The organism is Enterobacter sp. Ag1, assembly GCA_000277545.1.
Lineage (GTDB): Bacteria > Pseudomonadota > Gammaproteobacteria > Enterobacterales > Enterobacteriaceae > Cedecea.
The window spans coordinates 12580-27271 of record AKXM01000008.1 but is presented as its reverse complement, the minus strand read 5'-3'; the positions used below and the strand labels follow the sequence as shown (position 1 = coordinate 27271).

General features: G+C 54.3%; 17 protein-coding genes. 12 read left to right on the top strand and 5 right to left on the bottom strand.

Annotated elements, in window-relative coordinates; all coding sequences use genetic code 11:
* Positions 1 to 8: 8 nt before the first annotated feature.
* The 3 genes from A936_RS04340 (at position 9) to A936_RS04330 (ending at position 2165) form a co-directional block, all read left to right on the top strand.
* Positions 9 to 443, top strand: coding sequence for a VOC family protein (locus A936_RS04340; RefSeq protein ID WP_008455011.1), 435 nt, complete (start codon positions 9 to 11; stop codon positions 441 to 443).
* 154 nt (positions 444 to 597) lie between these two features.
* The gene (locus tag A936_RS04335; RefSeq protein WP_008455009.1) at positions 598 to 1656 is read left to right on the top strand and encodes an FUSC family protein; all 1059 of its coding nucleotides are present in this window, start codon (positions 598 to 600) and stop codon (positions 1654 to 1656) included.
* A gap of 173 nt (positions 1657 to 1829) precedes the next feature.
* On the top strand, positions 1830 to 2165 hold the full coding sequence (locus tag A936_RS04330) for a DUF496 family protein (protein WP_008455006.1): 336 nt from the start codon (positions 1830 to 1832) through the stop codon (positions 2163 to 2165).
* A gap of 37 nt (positions 2166 to 2202) precedes the next feature.
* On the opposite strand, the gene A936_RS04325 is transcribed toward A936_RS04330, so the two are convergent.
* A complete protein-coding gene (locus tag A936_RS04325) occupies positions 2203 to 2511 on the bottom strand; it encodes an ArsR/SmtB family transcription factor (RefSeq protein WP_008455004.1) in 309 nt (102 codons plus the stop codon).
* 202 nt (positions 2512 to 2713) lie between these two features.
* Between A936_RS04325 and fusA the strand changes: the two genes are divergently transcribed.
* The 3 genes from fusA (at position 2714) to proR (ending at position 5696) form a co-directional block, all read left to right on the top strand.
* The gene (gene fusA / locus A936_RS04320) at positions 2714 to 4813 is read left to right on the top strand and encodes an elongation factor G (RefSeq protein ID WP_008455002.1); all 2100 of its coding nucleotides are present in this window, start codon (positions 2714 to 2716) and stop codon (positions 4811 to 4813) included.
* 221 nt (positions 4814 to 5034) lie between these two features.
* Complete coding sequence (locus A936_RS04315; protein WP_008455001.1) at positions 5035 to 5409, top strand: type II toxin-antitoxin system RelE/ParE family toxin; 375 nt, start codon at positions 5035 to 5037, stop codon at positions 5407 to 5409.
* The gene (gene proR / locus A936_RS04310; protein ID WP_008454998.1) at positions 5394 to 5696 is read left to right on the top strand and encodes a transcriptional regulator ProR; all 303 of its coding nucleotides are present in this window, start codon (positions 5394 to 5396) and stop codon (positions 5694 to 5696) included. Before A936_RS04315 ends, proR begins: the two co-directional genes overlap by 16 nt.
* Before the next feature lie 34 nt (positions 5697 to 5730).
* Here proR and A936_RS04305 read toward each other — a convergent pair whose 3' ends face one another.
* Together A936_RS04305 and A936_RS04300 are read right to left on the bottom strand one after the other, a co-directional pair.
* Positions 5731 to 6105, bottom strand: a complete 375-nt coding sequence (locus A936_RS04305) for a DUF4440 domain-containing protein (protein ID WP_008454996.1) — start codon at positions 6103 to 6105, stop codon at positions 5731 to 5733.
* A gap of 3 nt (positions 6106 to 6108) precedes the next feature.
* A complete protein-coding gene (locus A936_RS04300; protein WP_008454993.1) occupies positions 6109 to 7485 on the bottom strand; it encodes an MFS transporter in 1377 nt (458 codons plus the stop codon).
* Positions 7486 to 7595: 110 nt separating this feature from the next.
* Here A936_RS04300 and A936_RS04295 point away from each other — a divergent pair, with 110 nt between their 5' ends.
* A complete protein-coding gene (locus A936_RS04295) occupies positions 7596 to 8495 on the top strand; it encodes a LysR family transcriptional regulator (RefSeq protein ID WP_008454991.1) in 900 nt (299 codons plus the stop codon).
* Between the two features lie 17 nt (positions 8496 to 8512).
* On the opposite strand, the gene A936_RS04290 is transcribed toward A936_RS04295, so the two are convergent.
* A complete protein-coding gene (locus A936_RS04290; protein ID WP_008454989.1) occupies positions 8513 to 10039 on the bottom strand; it encodes a purine-cytosine permease family protein in 1527 nt (508 codons plus the stop codon).
* Positions 10040 to 10061: 22 nt separating this feature from the next.
* The gene (deoD, locus tag A936_RS04285) at positions 10062 to 10775 is read right to left on the bottom strand and encodes a purine-nucleoside phosphorylase (RefSeq protein ID WP_237717566.1); all 714 of its coding nucleotides are present in this window, start codon (positions 10773 to 10775) and stop codon (positions 10062 to 10064) included.
* Between the two features lie 281 nt (positions 10776 to 11056).
* Between deoD and A936_RS04280 the strand changes: the two genes are divergently transcribed.
* The 5 genes from A936_RS04280 (at position 11057) to A936_RS04260 (ending at position 14666) form a co-directional block, all read left to right on the top strand.
* A complete protein-coding gene (locus tag A936_RS04280) occupies positions 11057 to 11725 on the top strand; it encodes a Crp/Fnr family transcriptional regulator (RefSeq protein ID WP_008454985.1) in 669 nt (222 codons plus the stop codon).
* Between the two features lie 84 nt (positions 11726 to 11809).
* Entirely contained in the window at positions 11810 to 12937 is a 1128-nt protein-coding gene (locus tag A936_RS04275; RefSeq protein ID WP_008454983.1) for a DNA alkylation repair protein, read from the top strand.
* 358 nt (positions 12938 to 13295) lie between these two features.
* On the top strand, positions 13296 to 13832 hold the full coding sequence (locus A936_RS04270; protein ID WP_008454981.1) for a hypothetical protein: 537 nt from the start codon (positions 13296 to 13298) through the stop codon (positions 13830 to 13832).
* The gene (locus tag A936_RS04265) at positions 13829 to 14185 is read left to right on the top strand and encodes a putative T6SS immunity periplasmic lipoprotein (RefSeq protein WP_008454978.1); all 357 of its coding nucleotides are present in this window, start codon (positions 13829 to 13831) and stop codon (positions 14183 to 14185) included. Before A936_RS04270 ends, A936_RS04265 begins: the two co-directional genes overlap by 4 nt.
* 124 nt (positions 14186 to 14309) lie before the next feature.
* Complete coding sequence (locus A936_RS04260; RefSeq protein WP_008454976.1) at positions 14310 to 14666, top strand: putative T6SS immunity periplasmic lipoprotein; 357 nt, start codon at positions 14310 to 14312, stop codon at positions 14664 to 14666.
* Positions 14667 to 14692: the final 26 nt, after the last annotated feature.

Below are 14692 nucleotides of genomic sequence, written 5' to 3'. Positions count from 1 at the left end.
AGCTCGCCATGACGGAAGCTATCGCAGGATTAAACGTGTTATTCATCGCCGGGTATGGCCCCGTTACGCGCGACGTGGCGGCAAGTGCCGGGTTTTATCAGCAGGTGCTCGGTCTGCCACTAAAAGCGATGGAAGGCAACGAGGACTATCTGGCAACGGAACACGGTGAGCTGGATGGCGTGAAGCATTTTGCGCTCTGGCCGCTCGCTCAGGCGGCACAGTCCTGCTTCGGCGTGGACGGTTGGCCCGAGCACATTGTCGCGCCCCAAAGCTGGGTCGAATTTGAAGTAGAAGATGTCGGGCAGGCAACAGCGGTGCTAAAGCAGGCCGGGTATCAGATGCTGGTGGATAACCGTATCGAGCCCTGGGGGCAAACGGTGTCACGTATGCTCAGTCCTGAAGGGCTGCTGGTTGGCGTGACCGTTACGCCCTGGCTGCGCTAGCTGGCTTGAATCCGGGCGGCAGTCTGCCGCCCATTTCTGATATTCAGCAAAGAAATGTGAAATATTCCGCGTAAAAGCCCCGCCGCACCCGGCAACATGATTTCTTTGTGAGAAAAACGGGTACAATTTCTTTTTTATTTTCGGAGAGCCGGGTGTGCGCCCCGACAAATCACTGACCCCGTTTGAGATCCGTATTTACCGCAACTATCGCGTTGCCCACGGCATACGTATCGCCCTTGCTTTTGTGCTGACATTTGTTCTGGTTCGCCTGCTGAACATCCCCGAAGGCACCTGGCCGCTTATCACACTGGTGGTGGTAATGGGCCCCATTTCCTTTTGGGGGAACGTTGTTCCGCGCGCCTTCCAGCGTATCGGTGGCACCATTTTTGGCGCGGCCATCGGACTGATAGCCCTTAAGCTGGAGCTTATTTCCTTACCGCTGATGATCATCTGGTGCGGGCTGGCGATGTTCCTGTGCGGCTATCTGGCGCTGGGTAAACGTCCCTACCAGGCGCTGCTTATCGGCATCACGCTCTCCGTGGTTGTTGGGGCGCCTCCGGGGGATATGGAAGTTGCTCTGTGGCGCAGCGGCGACGTTATCTTCGGCTCGCTTCTGGCCATGCTGTTTACCAGCGTTTACCCACAGCGGGCGTTTATTCACTGGCGTATCCAGATGGCGACCTTCGTGCAGGCGTTTAGCAAAATCTACACTGCGGGGTTCTCGCCAAACCTTGTGGAGCGCCCACGGCTGGAAAAACCGTTGCAGAAAATCCTGAATGACGTGGTCAAGATGCGCGCCCTGATTGGCCCCGCGGGTAAGGAAACCCGTATTCAGAAGTCAGTCTTTGAGGCGATTCAGACCATTAATCGCAACATGGTCTGCACCCTTGAGCTGCAAATCAACGCCTATTGGGCGACGCGGGAAAGCCATTTTGTGATGATCAACGCTCATACGCTGCGCGACACGCAGCAAATGACGCAGCGCACACTGTCGGCCATTGCAACGGCGCTGTATGAAGGGAACCCTTCGCCCATCTCAGCCAACACCGAGAAACTGAATGAGATCGTTTTTGAACTTCGCCAGTTGATGGAGGAGGGCAAGGGCAGTCAGCTGCAGGAAACGCCTATTCACGGCTACGTCTGGCTCAGCCTTGAACTGGCCCGCCAGCTTGAGCTGCTGTCGCACCTCATTTGCCGCGCACTGCGCAAATAGCGCGCGTAAAGCACAGAAATGACAATGCTTGTTTCGATTCAGCAGAAATTGAGGTTAAGATAGGGCAAGCCCGTTAGTGAGACTGACAAAAAATTGTAATCGTCAACCGCTACTACTAAGGTTATGGCGGTTGTCTTAACGAATCCGAGTACCAATTTAGCAGGGGTGTAAAAATGGAAAATATCAAACCTACCTTCCAGGACGTTCTGGAGTTTGTTCGTCTGTTCCGTCGTAAAAACAAACTGCAGCGTGAAATTCAGGACGTAGAGAAAAAGATCCGTGACAACCAAAAGCGCGTGCTGCTGCTTGATAACCTGAGCGACTACATCAAGCCAGGCATGAGCATCGAAGCGGTGCAGGGTATCATTGCCAGCATGAAAACCGACTACGAAGACCGCGTGGATGACTACATCATCAAAAACGCCGAGCTGTCTAAAGAGCGTCGCGAGATCTCTAAGAAGCTGAAAGTGATGGGCGAGCAGAAAGTGGCTGACACCAAGTCTGAATAACTTCAGCGATAAAAAAACCGCCTTCAGGGCGGTTTTTTTATGCCTCGTTCACCATCACCCGCAGTAGGGTTTCCAGCAGTCCGGGGAACCGAGCATCCAGATCTTCACGCCTCAGCGAAATCAAATTTTCACGTCCCTGAGGGCGCTGCCAGATTACGCCGCTATCGCGCAGAACCCGCCAGTGGTGGGTCATGGTCGACTTCGCCACATCCTGAATTAAAGCGCCACAGGTAAGCTCTTCCCCCCCGGCAAGCGATCTGACGATCCCCATCCGCAAAGGGTTGCCCAGCGCAAAAAGCACATTTTCAAGGCGGATTTGTTCTCGTTCCGGATGGTTGGCGATCATACTCTTCCTGTAGGCGGTGGCGGCACGGCGGCCGGCTACTATAGCAAACTTGATAGCAAACTTGATGCCCTTCGAATGTATTGATATTAACGATAGCTCAAATTGTTCGAATATACTCGTACAATTGTACTATGCTGATGGCGAACAACTCTGGCGGCCATAGTGGCCGTCGCTTAACAGTCAACAAGACTAAGGACACATCATGCCCCGACCCATCCCTCTCGAACGCTATCGCAACATTGGTATTTCAGCCCATATTGATGCCGGTAAAACAACCACGACCGAACGTATTTTGTTTTACACCGGCATGAGTCACAAACTGGGTGAAGTTCACGATGGCGCAGCAACGACAGACTGGATGGCTCAGGAGCAAGAGCGCGGTATTACCATTACGTCCGCCGCGGTGAGCTGCTTCTGGCCGGGTATGGATCGCGGTTTTGAACCGCACCGTATCAACATCATAGACACGCCGGGACACGTGGACTTCACCATTGAGGTGGAGCGATCCATGCGTGTGCTGGACGGCGCGGTAATGGTTTACGACTCAGTGGGCGGCGTGCAGCCGCAGTCAGAAACCGTTTGGCGGCAGGCAAATAAATACCGCGTGCCGCGGCTGGCCTTCGTTAACAAAATGGACCGCCCGGGCGCTGATTTCTTCCGTGTGGTGCAGATGATGATTGACCGCCTGAAAGCCAATCCTGTTCCCATCGTCATCCCGGTCGGGGCAGAAGACAGCTTCACTGGCGTGGTAGATCTCATCAAAATGCGCGCCATTATCTGGGACGATGCGACCCAGGGCATGACGTTCAGCTATGGGCCTGTGCCGCAGGATTTGCTGCAGACTGCACAACTGTGGCGCGAAAAAATGGTCTCTGCTGCGGCGGAAGCTAGCGATGAGCTAATGGATAAATACCTGGAAACCGGCGATCTGAGCGAAGCGGAAATTATTACCGGCCTGCGCAAGCGCACCATTTCCGGGGAAATTCAGCCGATGCTGTGCGGCAGCGCGTTTAAAAACAAAGGTGTGCAGCGCATGCTGGATGCGGTCGTAGAGCTGATGCCGTCTCCGCTCGACATTCCTGCCATTGACGGCGTGGATGAAAAGGGGGAGCACGCGGAACGCCATCCCAGTGATGATGAACCCTTCTCGGCGCTCGCTTTCAAGCTGATGACCGACCCGTATGTTGGGCAACTGACCTTTATCCGTGTTTATTCCGGCGTGCTGAAAAAAGGCGATTCGGTTTACAACCCGGTGAAAGGCAAAAAGGAGCGTATCGGACGTATTGTGCAGATGCATGCGAACGACCGCCACGAGGTGGATGAGCTGCGTGCCGGGGATATCGCCGCCTGCGTAGGGCTGAAAGACGTCACCACTGGCGATACGTTAACCGACCCGAATGCGGCGATCACGCTTGAGCGAATGGAGTTCCCTGAGCCGGTGATTTCCCTCGCTATCGAGCCGAAGACCAAGGCCGACCAGGAGAAAATGGGTATCGCGCTGCAGCGTTTAGCGGCGGAAGATCCCTCTTTCCGCCTGCATACGGACGAAGAATCCGGCCAGACGATCATCTCCGGCATGGGCGAGCTTCACCTGGAAATCATCGTCGACCGCATGAAACGTGAGTTTGGCGTGGAAGCGAACATTGGCCGGCCACAGGTCACCTACCGCGAAACGATCCGTAAAACGGCGAAAGACGTGGAAGGGAAATTTGTGCGGCAGTCAGGCGGTAAAGGCCAGTATGGACATGTAGTGCTGACGCTCGAACCGCTTGAGCCGGGCAAAGGCTTTGTGTTTGAAGATGCCACCAAAGGGGGCGTAGTACCACGCGAGTTCATTCCTTCTGTGGAAAAAGGTCTGCGTGAGGCGATGAATACAGGTGTGCTCGCCGGTTACCCTGTGGTGGACGTCAAAGCCACGCTGACCTTCGGCTCTTACCATGACGTCGACTCTTCGGAAATGGCGTTCAGGATGGCGGCGATCTTCGGTTTCAAGGACGCCGTGCGCAAAGCGGATCCGGTTATTCTGGAGCCTATCATGCACGTCGAAGTGGAAACGCCGGAAGACTACGCCGGTAACATTATGGGCGACCTCTCTTCCCGCCGCGGCATGGTGCAGGGCATGGAAGAACGCTTTGGCAGCCAGATTATTCGGGCCGATGTCCCGCTGGCAGAGATGTTTGGTTATTCCACCACGCTGCGCTCAATGTCTCAGGGCAGGGCGACCTACAGCATGGAGTTCCATCATTATGCCGAAGCGCCGCGTAACGTGGCCGACGACATTATTGCCAGCCGTAAATCATAATTAGTCAGTCAGGGTGGATGGGGTTTTCTCATCCACCTTTCACCTGAGCAAATTTACGAGTCCGTTTCCAGTGAGGCTGCAACTCGCTGAACGTCATTATTCATTTCCGAATCTCTCTCGACGACTCACCCAAGGCCAAATGATTAACTTGGTCTTTGCTCACACAATCGGCACATAGGCTTGTTCCTATATAGTATTTAACCTATATTGCGGAGGGCGATGTGTGGTCGATTAAAATGACGGATACGTTTGATGCCTGGGTTACGGCGTCAGATGACATGACCAAAGCCTGCGTTATGGCAGGGGTTGTACTGCTCAAAGAGAGAGGGCCTTTACTCGGACGGCCTTATGCCGATACGGTAAAAGGGTCGCAGTACTCCAACATGAAAGAGCTGCGAATTCAGTGCCGGGGTGAGCCCCTCAGGATCTTTTTTGCTTTTGATATAAAACGCTGTGCCATCCTGCTCTGTGCGGGAAATAAAGCAGGGAACGAGAAGCGTTTTTATAACGTCATGGTGCCATTAGCAGACAACGAGTTTCGGGCGCACTTACAGCAGTTAACGGAAAAGGAGCAAATAGAATGGGTCGAACGTTAGAACAATGGATGGCCGAAGAAAAACCCGAAGTGGTGGCCGCCGCGCAGGCCATGGCCGACGAAATGCTGCTGAATATCCACCTGGCCGAACTTCGTGACAAAGTCAGAAAAACGCAGACTGAGATGGCGCAGAAGCTGGGCGTGAAGCAGCCCACCGTTGCCGAAATGGAAAAAAAAGGCCGCGACATCAAGCTTTCTTCCCTCAAGCGTTACGTTGAGGCGGCCGGGGGTAAGGTTAAGCTCGATATCGAGCTGCCGGACGGGACGCATTTCAACATCGCGCTTTAAGGCTGCTGGGGCGGTTTTCACCGCCCGCTCCGGCTTAAGCCTGCGCCGTTTCCTGTAAATGTCGCCATAACACTTTCTCGCCCTCGCGGCGGAAAATAACCGTAGACCAGCGCACGGTGCTGGAGCCGTTCAGCGTTTGCGTTTCGCGGTAAAGCACGGCGGCACCCTGCGGCCATTCGTCCAGTAACTGGAGGCTATCGACCTCAATCGCCAGCCCTTCGCGGCTGCCGCCGCTGGTACGGAAAAAGCTGCAAAGTGCCGGATAATCCAGCCTTGCGCCGCTCAGCGCGACCATTGAATAGTCGTGAGTAAAGCATGCCAGCAGCGCTTCCAGCTCCCCCTTGCCCGCACCAAGCCATTGCTCAATGGCAACATGGGCCTCAATCACTTCTTCAAACCAGATATTCATTGCTCAGAGTTCCTTTTGGGTCAGTTGATTTTTAATCTGCTGATTGTTGAGCCGCCAGGCGTAAACCAGCGGGGCAAGCGTCCCGGCGGCGGCAAGGCTAAAAGTGAAAAAATAAGCGCGAGGGGCGGGCATCAGCGCCTGTAAAACAGTCAACAGCAGGCTCAGTAGCGCCACGCCAAAGCAAAAGCTTAACTGGCGATTAATATTCCACAGTGCGCTCGCTTCCGGCATAGCCTCCGAAGGGATGGCGATAAAAGCGGTGCTCTGCGCTGTGCTGCTGGAAAGACTTCCCCCCAGGCCCATCAACGCGTAAGCGGCTACCAGCCACGAGGCTTGCTCGCCGGAGTTGATTTGTGTGAGCAGCAAAATCCCTGCGGCCTGAAATATGCCCCCGGCGGCGATCAGTGGGCGAGGGCCGAGGCGATTAAACATCTTGCCGGTAAATGAAATCGCGACAAAAGAGGCCATCGCCCACGGCAGCATCAACATTCCGGTTTGAGTGGCAGACAGGCCCAACTGTGTTTGCAAATAGACAATGCTGACCAGGCTGGTGCCCATAAAAATCCCCGGAATGCACTGGTAAACCAGCATGGCGTAACGCAGCAGAGGATCTGCCAACAGCGGCAGGCTGAACAGCGGGGTCGGATGTTTGCCATTCCGGCGAATAAAAAACCAAAGAATAAGCATGCCAGCGATGAGCCACACTAATGCCGCGCCATGAGCCGCCGGGTTTCCGGCCTGCGTGACGCCCAGCAAAATAGCGAATAGCCCCGCCGATCCCAGTATTAGCCCTTTAACGTCCAGCGGCCTGCGGGCAGTTTGTTGCTCTGCAGGTTTTAGCCAAAATCCCGCCAGAACTAGCGTCAGCAGCGCCAGCGGCAGGCTGGAGAGAAATATCCAGCGCCAGCCAAAAGATTCCACCAGCAATCCACCTGCGGTTGGCGAAAGCGCCGGAGCCAGCAGCGCAACCAGCATAATTGCCGAGGAAAGCTTTGCCCGCTCGTGCACCGCGAAAAGCTGCCAGGTCAGGGCCTGGCCAACAGGGATGAGCAGCCCGCCTCCCACGCCCTGCAGAATACGTGCGGCGACCAGCGTTTCAAGGCCGGGAGCCAGGCCGGAAGCCAGCGTGCCGAGAGAGAAAAGCCCCAAAGAAAGCATAAACAGGCGCCTGGCACCCAGCCGCTGCGTCAGCCACGCGCTGCAGGGGATAACCAGCGTCAGGCCGCAAAGATAGCCGTGGCTTATCCACGCCAGCTCGGTAACCGGCGCGTGAAACTCCCTCCCCATTTCAGGCCAGGCAACGTTGGCGATAAACATAGTGATTAAGTCGAGAAAAAAACCGAGCAGATAAACGGCGGCAACCCTGTAGCGATAAGGCATGGCGGCTCTCGTGAAAAAGAAAAGGCGATTTCAGCAGGTTCCGCGAGACGGATAAATCCCGTTCCGGCTGATACACTGTCAAAAATAATTTGATAATCAGGCGAATTGGCATGCTCAACTTGCAGCGGGTGGCGCAGTTTGTTGCGGTGGTGGAGGCCGGGGGATTTACCGCGGCAGCGCAATCCATGCAGCAAACGAAAGCGGCGATCAGCTTTAACGTTCGTCAGCTTGAGGCGGAACTTGGCGTTTCGCTGCTTGTACGCTCCACGCGGCGCGTGGCGTTAACCCAGGCGGGGGAAGTGTTTTACCAGCGCGCTCTGCAGCTGTTAAGGGAGAGCGAAGCGCTGGTGGAAGATGTGCAGGGGCATCACGGCGGATTTTCTGGCGAACTGAGTATTTCGACAACGCCGGAATACGGCCATGCAAAGGTTATCCCGGCGCTAAGTGCCTTTGGCAGGCTGCATCCGGGGCTGACCATCCGGCACGAATCTTCATCTGCCCCGGCTAATCTCATCTCCGGGCAGTTTGACGTGGCTATTCGCCTGGGCAAGCTGGCGGATTCGTCCTACCGCGCGGCGCTGATAGAGCGGTTCGAGATTGTGGCGGTTGCCGCGCCGCAGTGGCTTGAGCGTAACCCGGTTGGCAGCCTGGAGGCGCTGGCCGAAGCGGAATGGGTCATTCATCGTCGGCTGCCGACCCCCAGAGAATGGCAGGTCATTGGGCCTGACCAGGAAACGAGGGAGTTAACGATCACCGGGCCGGCCCGCTTTATGACCGACACGGCGGCGGCGCTCATGGCTTTTGTGGTTCAGGGCTGCGGCGTAGGTTTATTGCCCGAATGGCTGGTGCGTAGTGCGATAGGGCGCGATGAACTTCAGCATGTGCTACCGGAATACCGTTTCCCATCCCAGGGCATTTATGCGGTTTACCCGAACACGAAGCATGTTCCGGCGAAGGTGCGTGCGCTGATAGACTTTTTGCAGGAGTGGGAAAATAACAGGCCCGCTTAGCGGGCCTGTTTTTCGGCTTACAGCGCTTTTTGGGTTTTACCCTGCACGGTTGAAGCCGCTTGTGCAGACGAAATGCCCGGCAGCTCAATCTTCAGGCCGAAGGTCAGCAGCGAATACAATACGCCCCCGGTCAGCATCGAGACAATAACGCCCAGGTTCGCCGTCGCAAAGACGCTGTGGCGGGTTTCTTCCGTCAGCAGGAAGCCCACCACGTGCGCGATGTACGGGTCACCGGAAGTAATTGTGCCCAGCCCTACAAAGGTCGCGATACCCAGTGAAAGCAGTGCCGTCCAGCGGCCATCGCAGCCACCAAAACCCGCTTTATTCGCCATCGCCACATCCCAGCCCAGGCGCTTCTGGCGCAGGAAGTCGATCAGCTGAATTGCCCCGGCGGAGCCGATCACCACCGAAATAGAGGCCAGGAACGACTGGAAGGTCGCCAGGAACGAATCGGAAATAAACATCAGGTAGAACGCGCCGAAGCCGATGATAGCCGCGTTCAGCGTGGTCGTCGTGGCGCGGCTGGCCGGAATACCAAGCGCCAGCAGGGCAAGACCTGAACTGTATACGCCGGTAATTGCCGCCGCCAGCAGCGAAACAATAATCACGATGGAGAACGGTACGTAGAACCAGAACGGCAGCAGGTTAGTCAGCGAGGCAATAGGCGACTGCGCCGCCGCTGCGCTCAGGTCCGGGTTGCTGTCGGCAAGGAAGGCGCCCAGCACCAGCAGGATGCTCACCGGCAGAGAAATCCCCGTCGTCGTCCAGAAAATAACCTTCGAGGCCTGGGTTTTCTTCGGCAAATAGCGCGCGAAGTCGCCGCCGTAGTTCAGGAAGCCAAGGCCCACCATCGTCATCGCCATCACCACGCCGCCGATGTAGGTCAACAGGTCGCCGTGCGCCGCGCTCTGGCCCAGCTTTTCCCAGTGAATATGCGGCAGCATCAGGAAGATAAAGATGATGCTCATAAACCCGGTCAGCCAGGCGATGTATTTCTCCACCTTCATGATCAGCTGGTGACCATAAATGGCGACCGACATGGTCAGCGCCAGGCTGACGATGAACCAGCCGAGAATACACACCAGCGTAGGTTTGCCGTCCGCCAGCGCAAAGGCCGCAGGCCAGAGCCTGGCGAACAGCGCCGCGCCGGTGGACGAGGCAAGGGTAATAATGGTGATTTTCCAGCCCATGTTGGAGATATAGGCGAACAGCGTCGGGAATTTATTGCCGTGATAGCCGAAGCAGAAGCGGGTCTGGGTCAGCGTAGGCAGACCGGTTCTTGGCCCGCCCACCGCCAGCACGCCGACCAGGCAGCAGGAAAGCAGGTAGCCAATAATCCCGGCGGTGATTGACTGCCAGACGCTCAGGCCAAGTGAGTAAACGTAAATGCCGTAGGTCATCCCCAGAATAGAGACGTTCCAGGAGAACCAGATCGGAAACAGCCCGGCGGGTTTGCCGTAGCGCTCAGCCTCCGGGACGGCATTCACGCCGTTTGCTTCAACTTTTATGCCGCCCGAGGCCGGCTGATGTGTAGAGTTTGTCATCGGAGAACCCTTATGGGAGAAATCAATCGCAGAGAAGTGCGGTTTCTAAAGCGAGCTCAATCATGTTGTCTAACGTGTTTTGTAGTTCTTCTGCCGTCGGCTCTGCCCCCGTGACGCTGCTTACGCAGGCGGTCAGCAGGCTCAGGGCTTTGGCGCGGTACTGCGCGGCGATGGTGAACAGCGCCGAGGTTTCCATTTCCACCGCAAGGATGTTCATCTTTTTGAGGGCAGGGAGCATGCCTTCGGGTTTGTCGTACAGCAGGTCGTTGGTAAAAGTGTTGCCGAATCGGGTCGGAATATTGTGTTGCTCGGCCGCCGTCCAGCAGCGGCGCAGCAGGTCGAAGTCCGGCACGGCCGCGTAGTCGTAGCCGCCAAAACGGTCGCGGTTTACCGAAGAAGACGTTCCCGCGCCGGTGGCGACAATCACATGGCGCATATCCACGCTTTCATCCACCGCGCCGCAGGTGCCGATGCGAATAAGCTGTTTCACACCAAAGGCGTTGATCAATTCATGGGCGTATATGGAAACGGACGGAATGCCCATCCCGTGAGCCATCACGGAAAGTCGCTTGCCTTTGTAGTAGCCGGTAAAGCCAAACATATTGCGGGTATCGCACACGCGCTTTGCATCGGTTAAATACGTCTGCGCAATGTACTGCGCGCGCAGCGGGTCGCCGGGCATGATCACGGTTTCGGCAAAGTCGCCGGGGTTGGCGTTAATATGTGGCGTCATCAGACGATCTCCTGGCTGGTTTCATGCCATTACGATAGAAACCCCGTAGCTTGCAGAAAAAGGCAAATGTCCGACCAGGCCGACGGCGATCACAAATTTGATTTTTGCCTTTGCAAGAAAAGTGACACGCCAGGGCTGGCGAGGGGGGAGTAAAGCGCGGAGTATTGACAATACCGAGGGGCGATAGTTAATCTCAGCCGCCTTTTTCGCCGCAGATTCTGGCGAAACAGGCAATACTTGACGTTATTTAGCTGCGAGGCAGCCTGCCGGAGAGCGACAACACCATGAATATTATTCAGCAATTCGCTCAGCGCGGGCACCAGATCCTACGCGATGCCGTGTACGCCGCGCCGCTGAAAAGCAAAGAGATCGGCCCCGATGAATTTATTCTGCGCCAGGGCGAAGAGATCAAAGCGCTCTACTGGATCACGCTCGGCGAGTACACCATGCATTACAACGCTGAAAACGGGAAAGCGTTCAGTCTCGGGCAGCGCTTTGTCAGCGACACTATCATCGGCGAAATAGAATATCTTACCCACACGCCGAGCCAGTTCTCGGTCGTCGCCCACGACACCATGACGGTCAAAGTCATCCCGCTGGCGATGATGGACACCATTCTGACCAGCCACGCGGAAGTCGGCGTCTGGCTCAGCCAGCTGCTCTCCACCAGCTACCAGCGCGGGATGGCGAGAACCATGGAGCGTTTCCTGCAGCCGCTGGTGTTTAACATCGTGGCCGACCTGTATGAACGCCATCAGCAGAGCAAGCCGCTGGTGGACTTCTCACAGGTATCCCGCGAGGCTGAACGGTTTGGCTGCTCCGAGAGAACCTACCGCCGGGTGATCAATCAGCTGATAGAAGAGCAGTACATTCAGAAAGTGGCCCATGAATACGTGATTTGTGACATAGAAAAATTCCGTCAGGTGCTGACGAACCCTGGGCGAATTAGTTAGCAGTTTTTTGTAGCAAACGGCTAAAAAGCAAAGAAAAAACAGTGATAGACTCCGGCAATACGTTATCCGCCAGGGAGTAGTGCAGTGAGTGAGCCCGTCGAAAATCAGAACGCGTTTAAACATGCTTTTAATCATGGGCTTTTGCAGGACATCGCGAGCTTAATCGCGCGGCATCATCCCGCCTTCAACGCCAAAGCGTTTTTAAAGCAAGCGGAAAACCTCGATAAGCTGGAAATGAAGGCCAGAGTTCAGGCCATCCGCGACGCACTGGCGGCTGAGCTCCCGCAGGACTACCCGGCTGCATTGGGCGTGGTGGTTGCTGTATTAAAAGAGCATAAGCTGCGCGGTTTTGCCGTCTGGCCTTTTGCGGAGTTTATTCAGGTCTATGGCCTGAACCACCCGGCACTTTCCCTCGAAGCCCTGAAAGTGGTGACAGTCTGCTTTACCGCCGAATGGGCGGTGAGGCCTTTTATCAAGCAGGATCCCGACGCGACCATGCGGTTTCTGCTTAAATGTGCGCAGGACGAAAGCGTAGACATCCGCCGCTGGGCCTCAGAAGGCACCCGCCCGCGCGTGCCGTGGGGCGAAAAACTGCATCTGTTTATCAAAGACCCGGCGGGAACCAGAGCCATTCTGGACGCCCTGAAGTTCGACCCGGAGCTTTACGTCAGAAAAAGCGTCGCCAACCATCTGAACGACATCACCAAAGACCACCCGGACTACGTGATTCAGCTTTTGCAAAACTGGCAGCAGCAGGCGAAACAGTCCGGCGGTGACGACGTAAAAAAAGTCGCCTGGATAACCCGCCACTCGCTGCGCACCTTAATTAAGAATGGTCACCCGGATGCGCTGGCGCTTATTGGCGTGCAGCACGGAGCGGACGTCGCGCTGGATGCATTCGCCCTCAAACAAAAAGCGATTGCGTTGGGCGAATACCTGGCATTTAAAGTCAGCCTCTGCTCAACCAGCAGCACCCCGCAAAACATCGTGGTGGACTACGTGCTCCACTTTATGAAAGCCAACGGCAGCACTGCCCCGAAGGTCTTCAAGCTCCGAACGTTCGAACTCCCGGCCGGAGGCTCGGTCACCATAGAGAAAAAGCACGCGGTGAAAACAATCACCACCCGCCAGTATTACCCTGGCGTGCAGAAGATCGAGATTCAGGTGAACGGCAAGGTGCTTGGGGGAGAGGAGTGGGTGTTGGATTTATAGCAAGGATCCGCCGCCGGCGTTTTGCGGGTGGCGAGGGTGTTATTGCGCCTAAGCATTGATTATACCAAAAGAACAGATTTTGCCTTAAAACTATTTAATAAATGGATTTAAAAGATCTGGAATAAATAGGTTCATGCAGTAAATGAAAAAATTCTTGAATGGGCTTCACAGTTTGGCTTCTCTGGCCGGGGATGAATTTTAAAGAAGAAAAATATTAATGAAAATCTATTAAGACTCAGATGTATATCGGCCACATACTATTTCCCGCATGATTACATTATCGAAATTCATTCATAAACTAAATAATTGTATGATTTTAATCCGATGGTAACATAAACCCTTCCAAAAGGAGGGTTATATGTCTAAAGGAATAAAGCAAGGCGGCTTGAGATTGCTGACACTCGGGGAAATTAAGCTCGCCAGAACACTCTACGGTAACGCTATTGAATATTACAAGGTCTGGATTCATCGTGGGAGCTATTTGCCATTTAATATGCAAAAAAATAGCTTCGCTATGACGCCTAATGGAGAAATATGGTTTCAGGAAGGCGTCTATGAGCCTGATTTCTCCTCACCTCAACGTAATCCCATCGATGCACGTCATCTCTTCATGCATGAAATGATGCATGTCTGGCAGCATCAGCGAGGGATGTGGGTGCGCACTCGCGGAGCTTTCTCCTGGGCCGTTGACTACACCTATGATCTCGAAAAACCGACACTGCTTGATTACGGCCTGGAGCAACAAGCCTGCATTGTAAGCGATTACTGGCTATTGAAGACTCACGGATTTAGAGGCAATTCTAATATCTACAATCTTCGCCACTTTAACCCGGCAGAGCCGACGGTTTCACTGTTGTCACGGTACAAGAAAATACTGGGGAGATTTCCTTTATGAATCGCTTATTCAAGTTAATATTTTTGTGTACCGCGTTGTCTGGCTGCGTCGGCGAAGGTTTGGGGGTTGGAGATTGGAAGAGTCTTTATATTGACGGAAACCACATTTGTTTCACCGTGGACAAATCGGACGTGTTGACTCGCTATGTGCTTTCTTCGACTCAGGGTGGCGAATATAAAGTCCTTGCCGTAACCGATCTCGATAATCTTACTTATCCGAATACATGCATAAACATCGAACTAACACCGGGATATATTTATCAGGCATCCTACACGATGAATAAAGCAAACTATCAGTACAGTTTTTTTATTGATAATGACAGGCAAATCATCGAGCTCGGCTGTGGGAAGTAACACCTTTGCCGGGATACTTACACAACCACCTGAACGACATCACCAATCTTCGCCACCTTAACCCGGCGGAGCCGACGGTTTCACTGCTGTCACGGTACAAGAAAATACTGGGGAGATTTCCTTTATGAAGCATGTTGTTGCATTTGTTTCTGCTTGTTCTTTGCTTACTGGCTGTGTGGGTGAAAATCTAGGTGTAGGCGAGTGGCGAAGCTATGACATTATTAACGGCAATCTCTGTTTTACCGTTGATAAATCCGATGTACTAAGTCGCTATTCAATTTCTTCATTACAAGGTGACGACTTTAAAAATCTTGCTGTTGCTGACTACAAACACCTCATTTATCCAGATACTTGCATAAAGGTTCCGCTTACCCGTGGCTACATCTACCAAACGTCCTATACGCTGAATAACAAAGTCTATCGATATGGCTTTTTCATCGACAACAACGGATTATTCATCGAGCTCGGCTGTGGGAAGTAACGCCTTTGCCTGAACCACCAACAGCA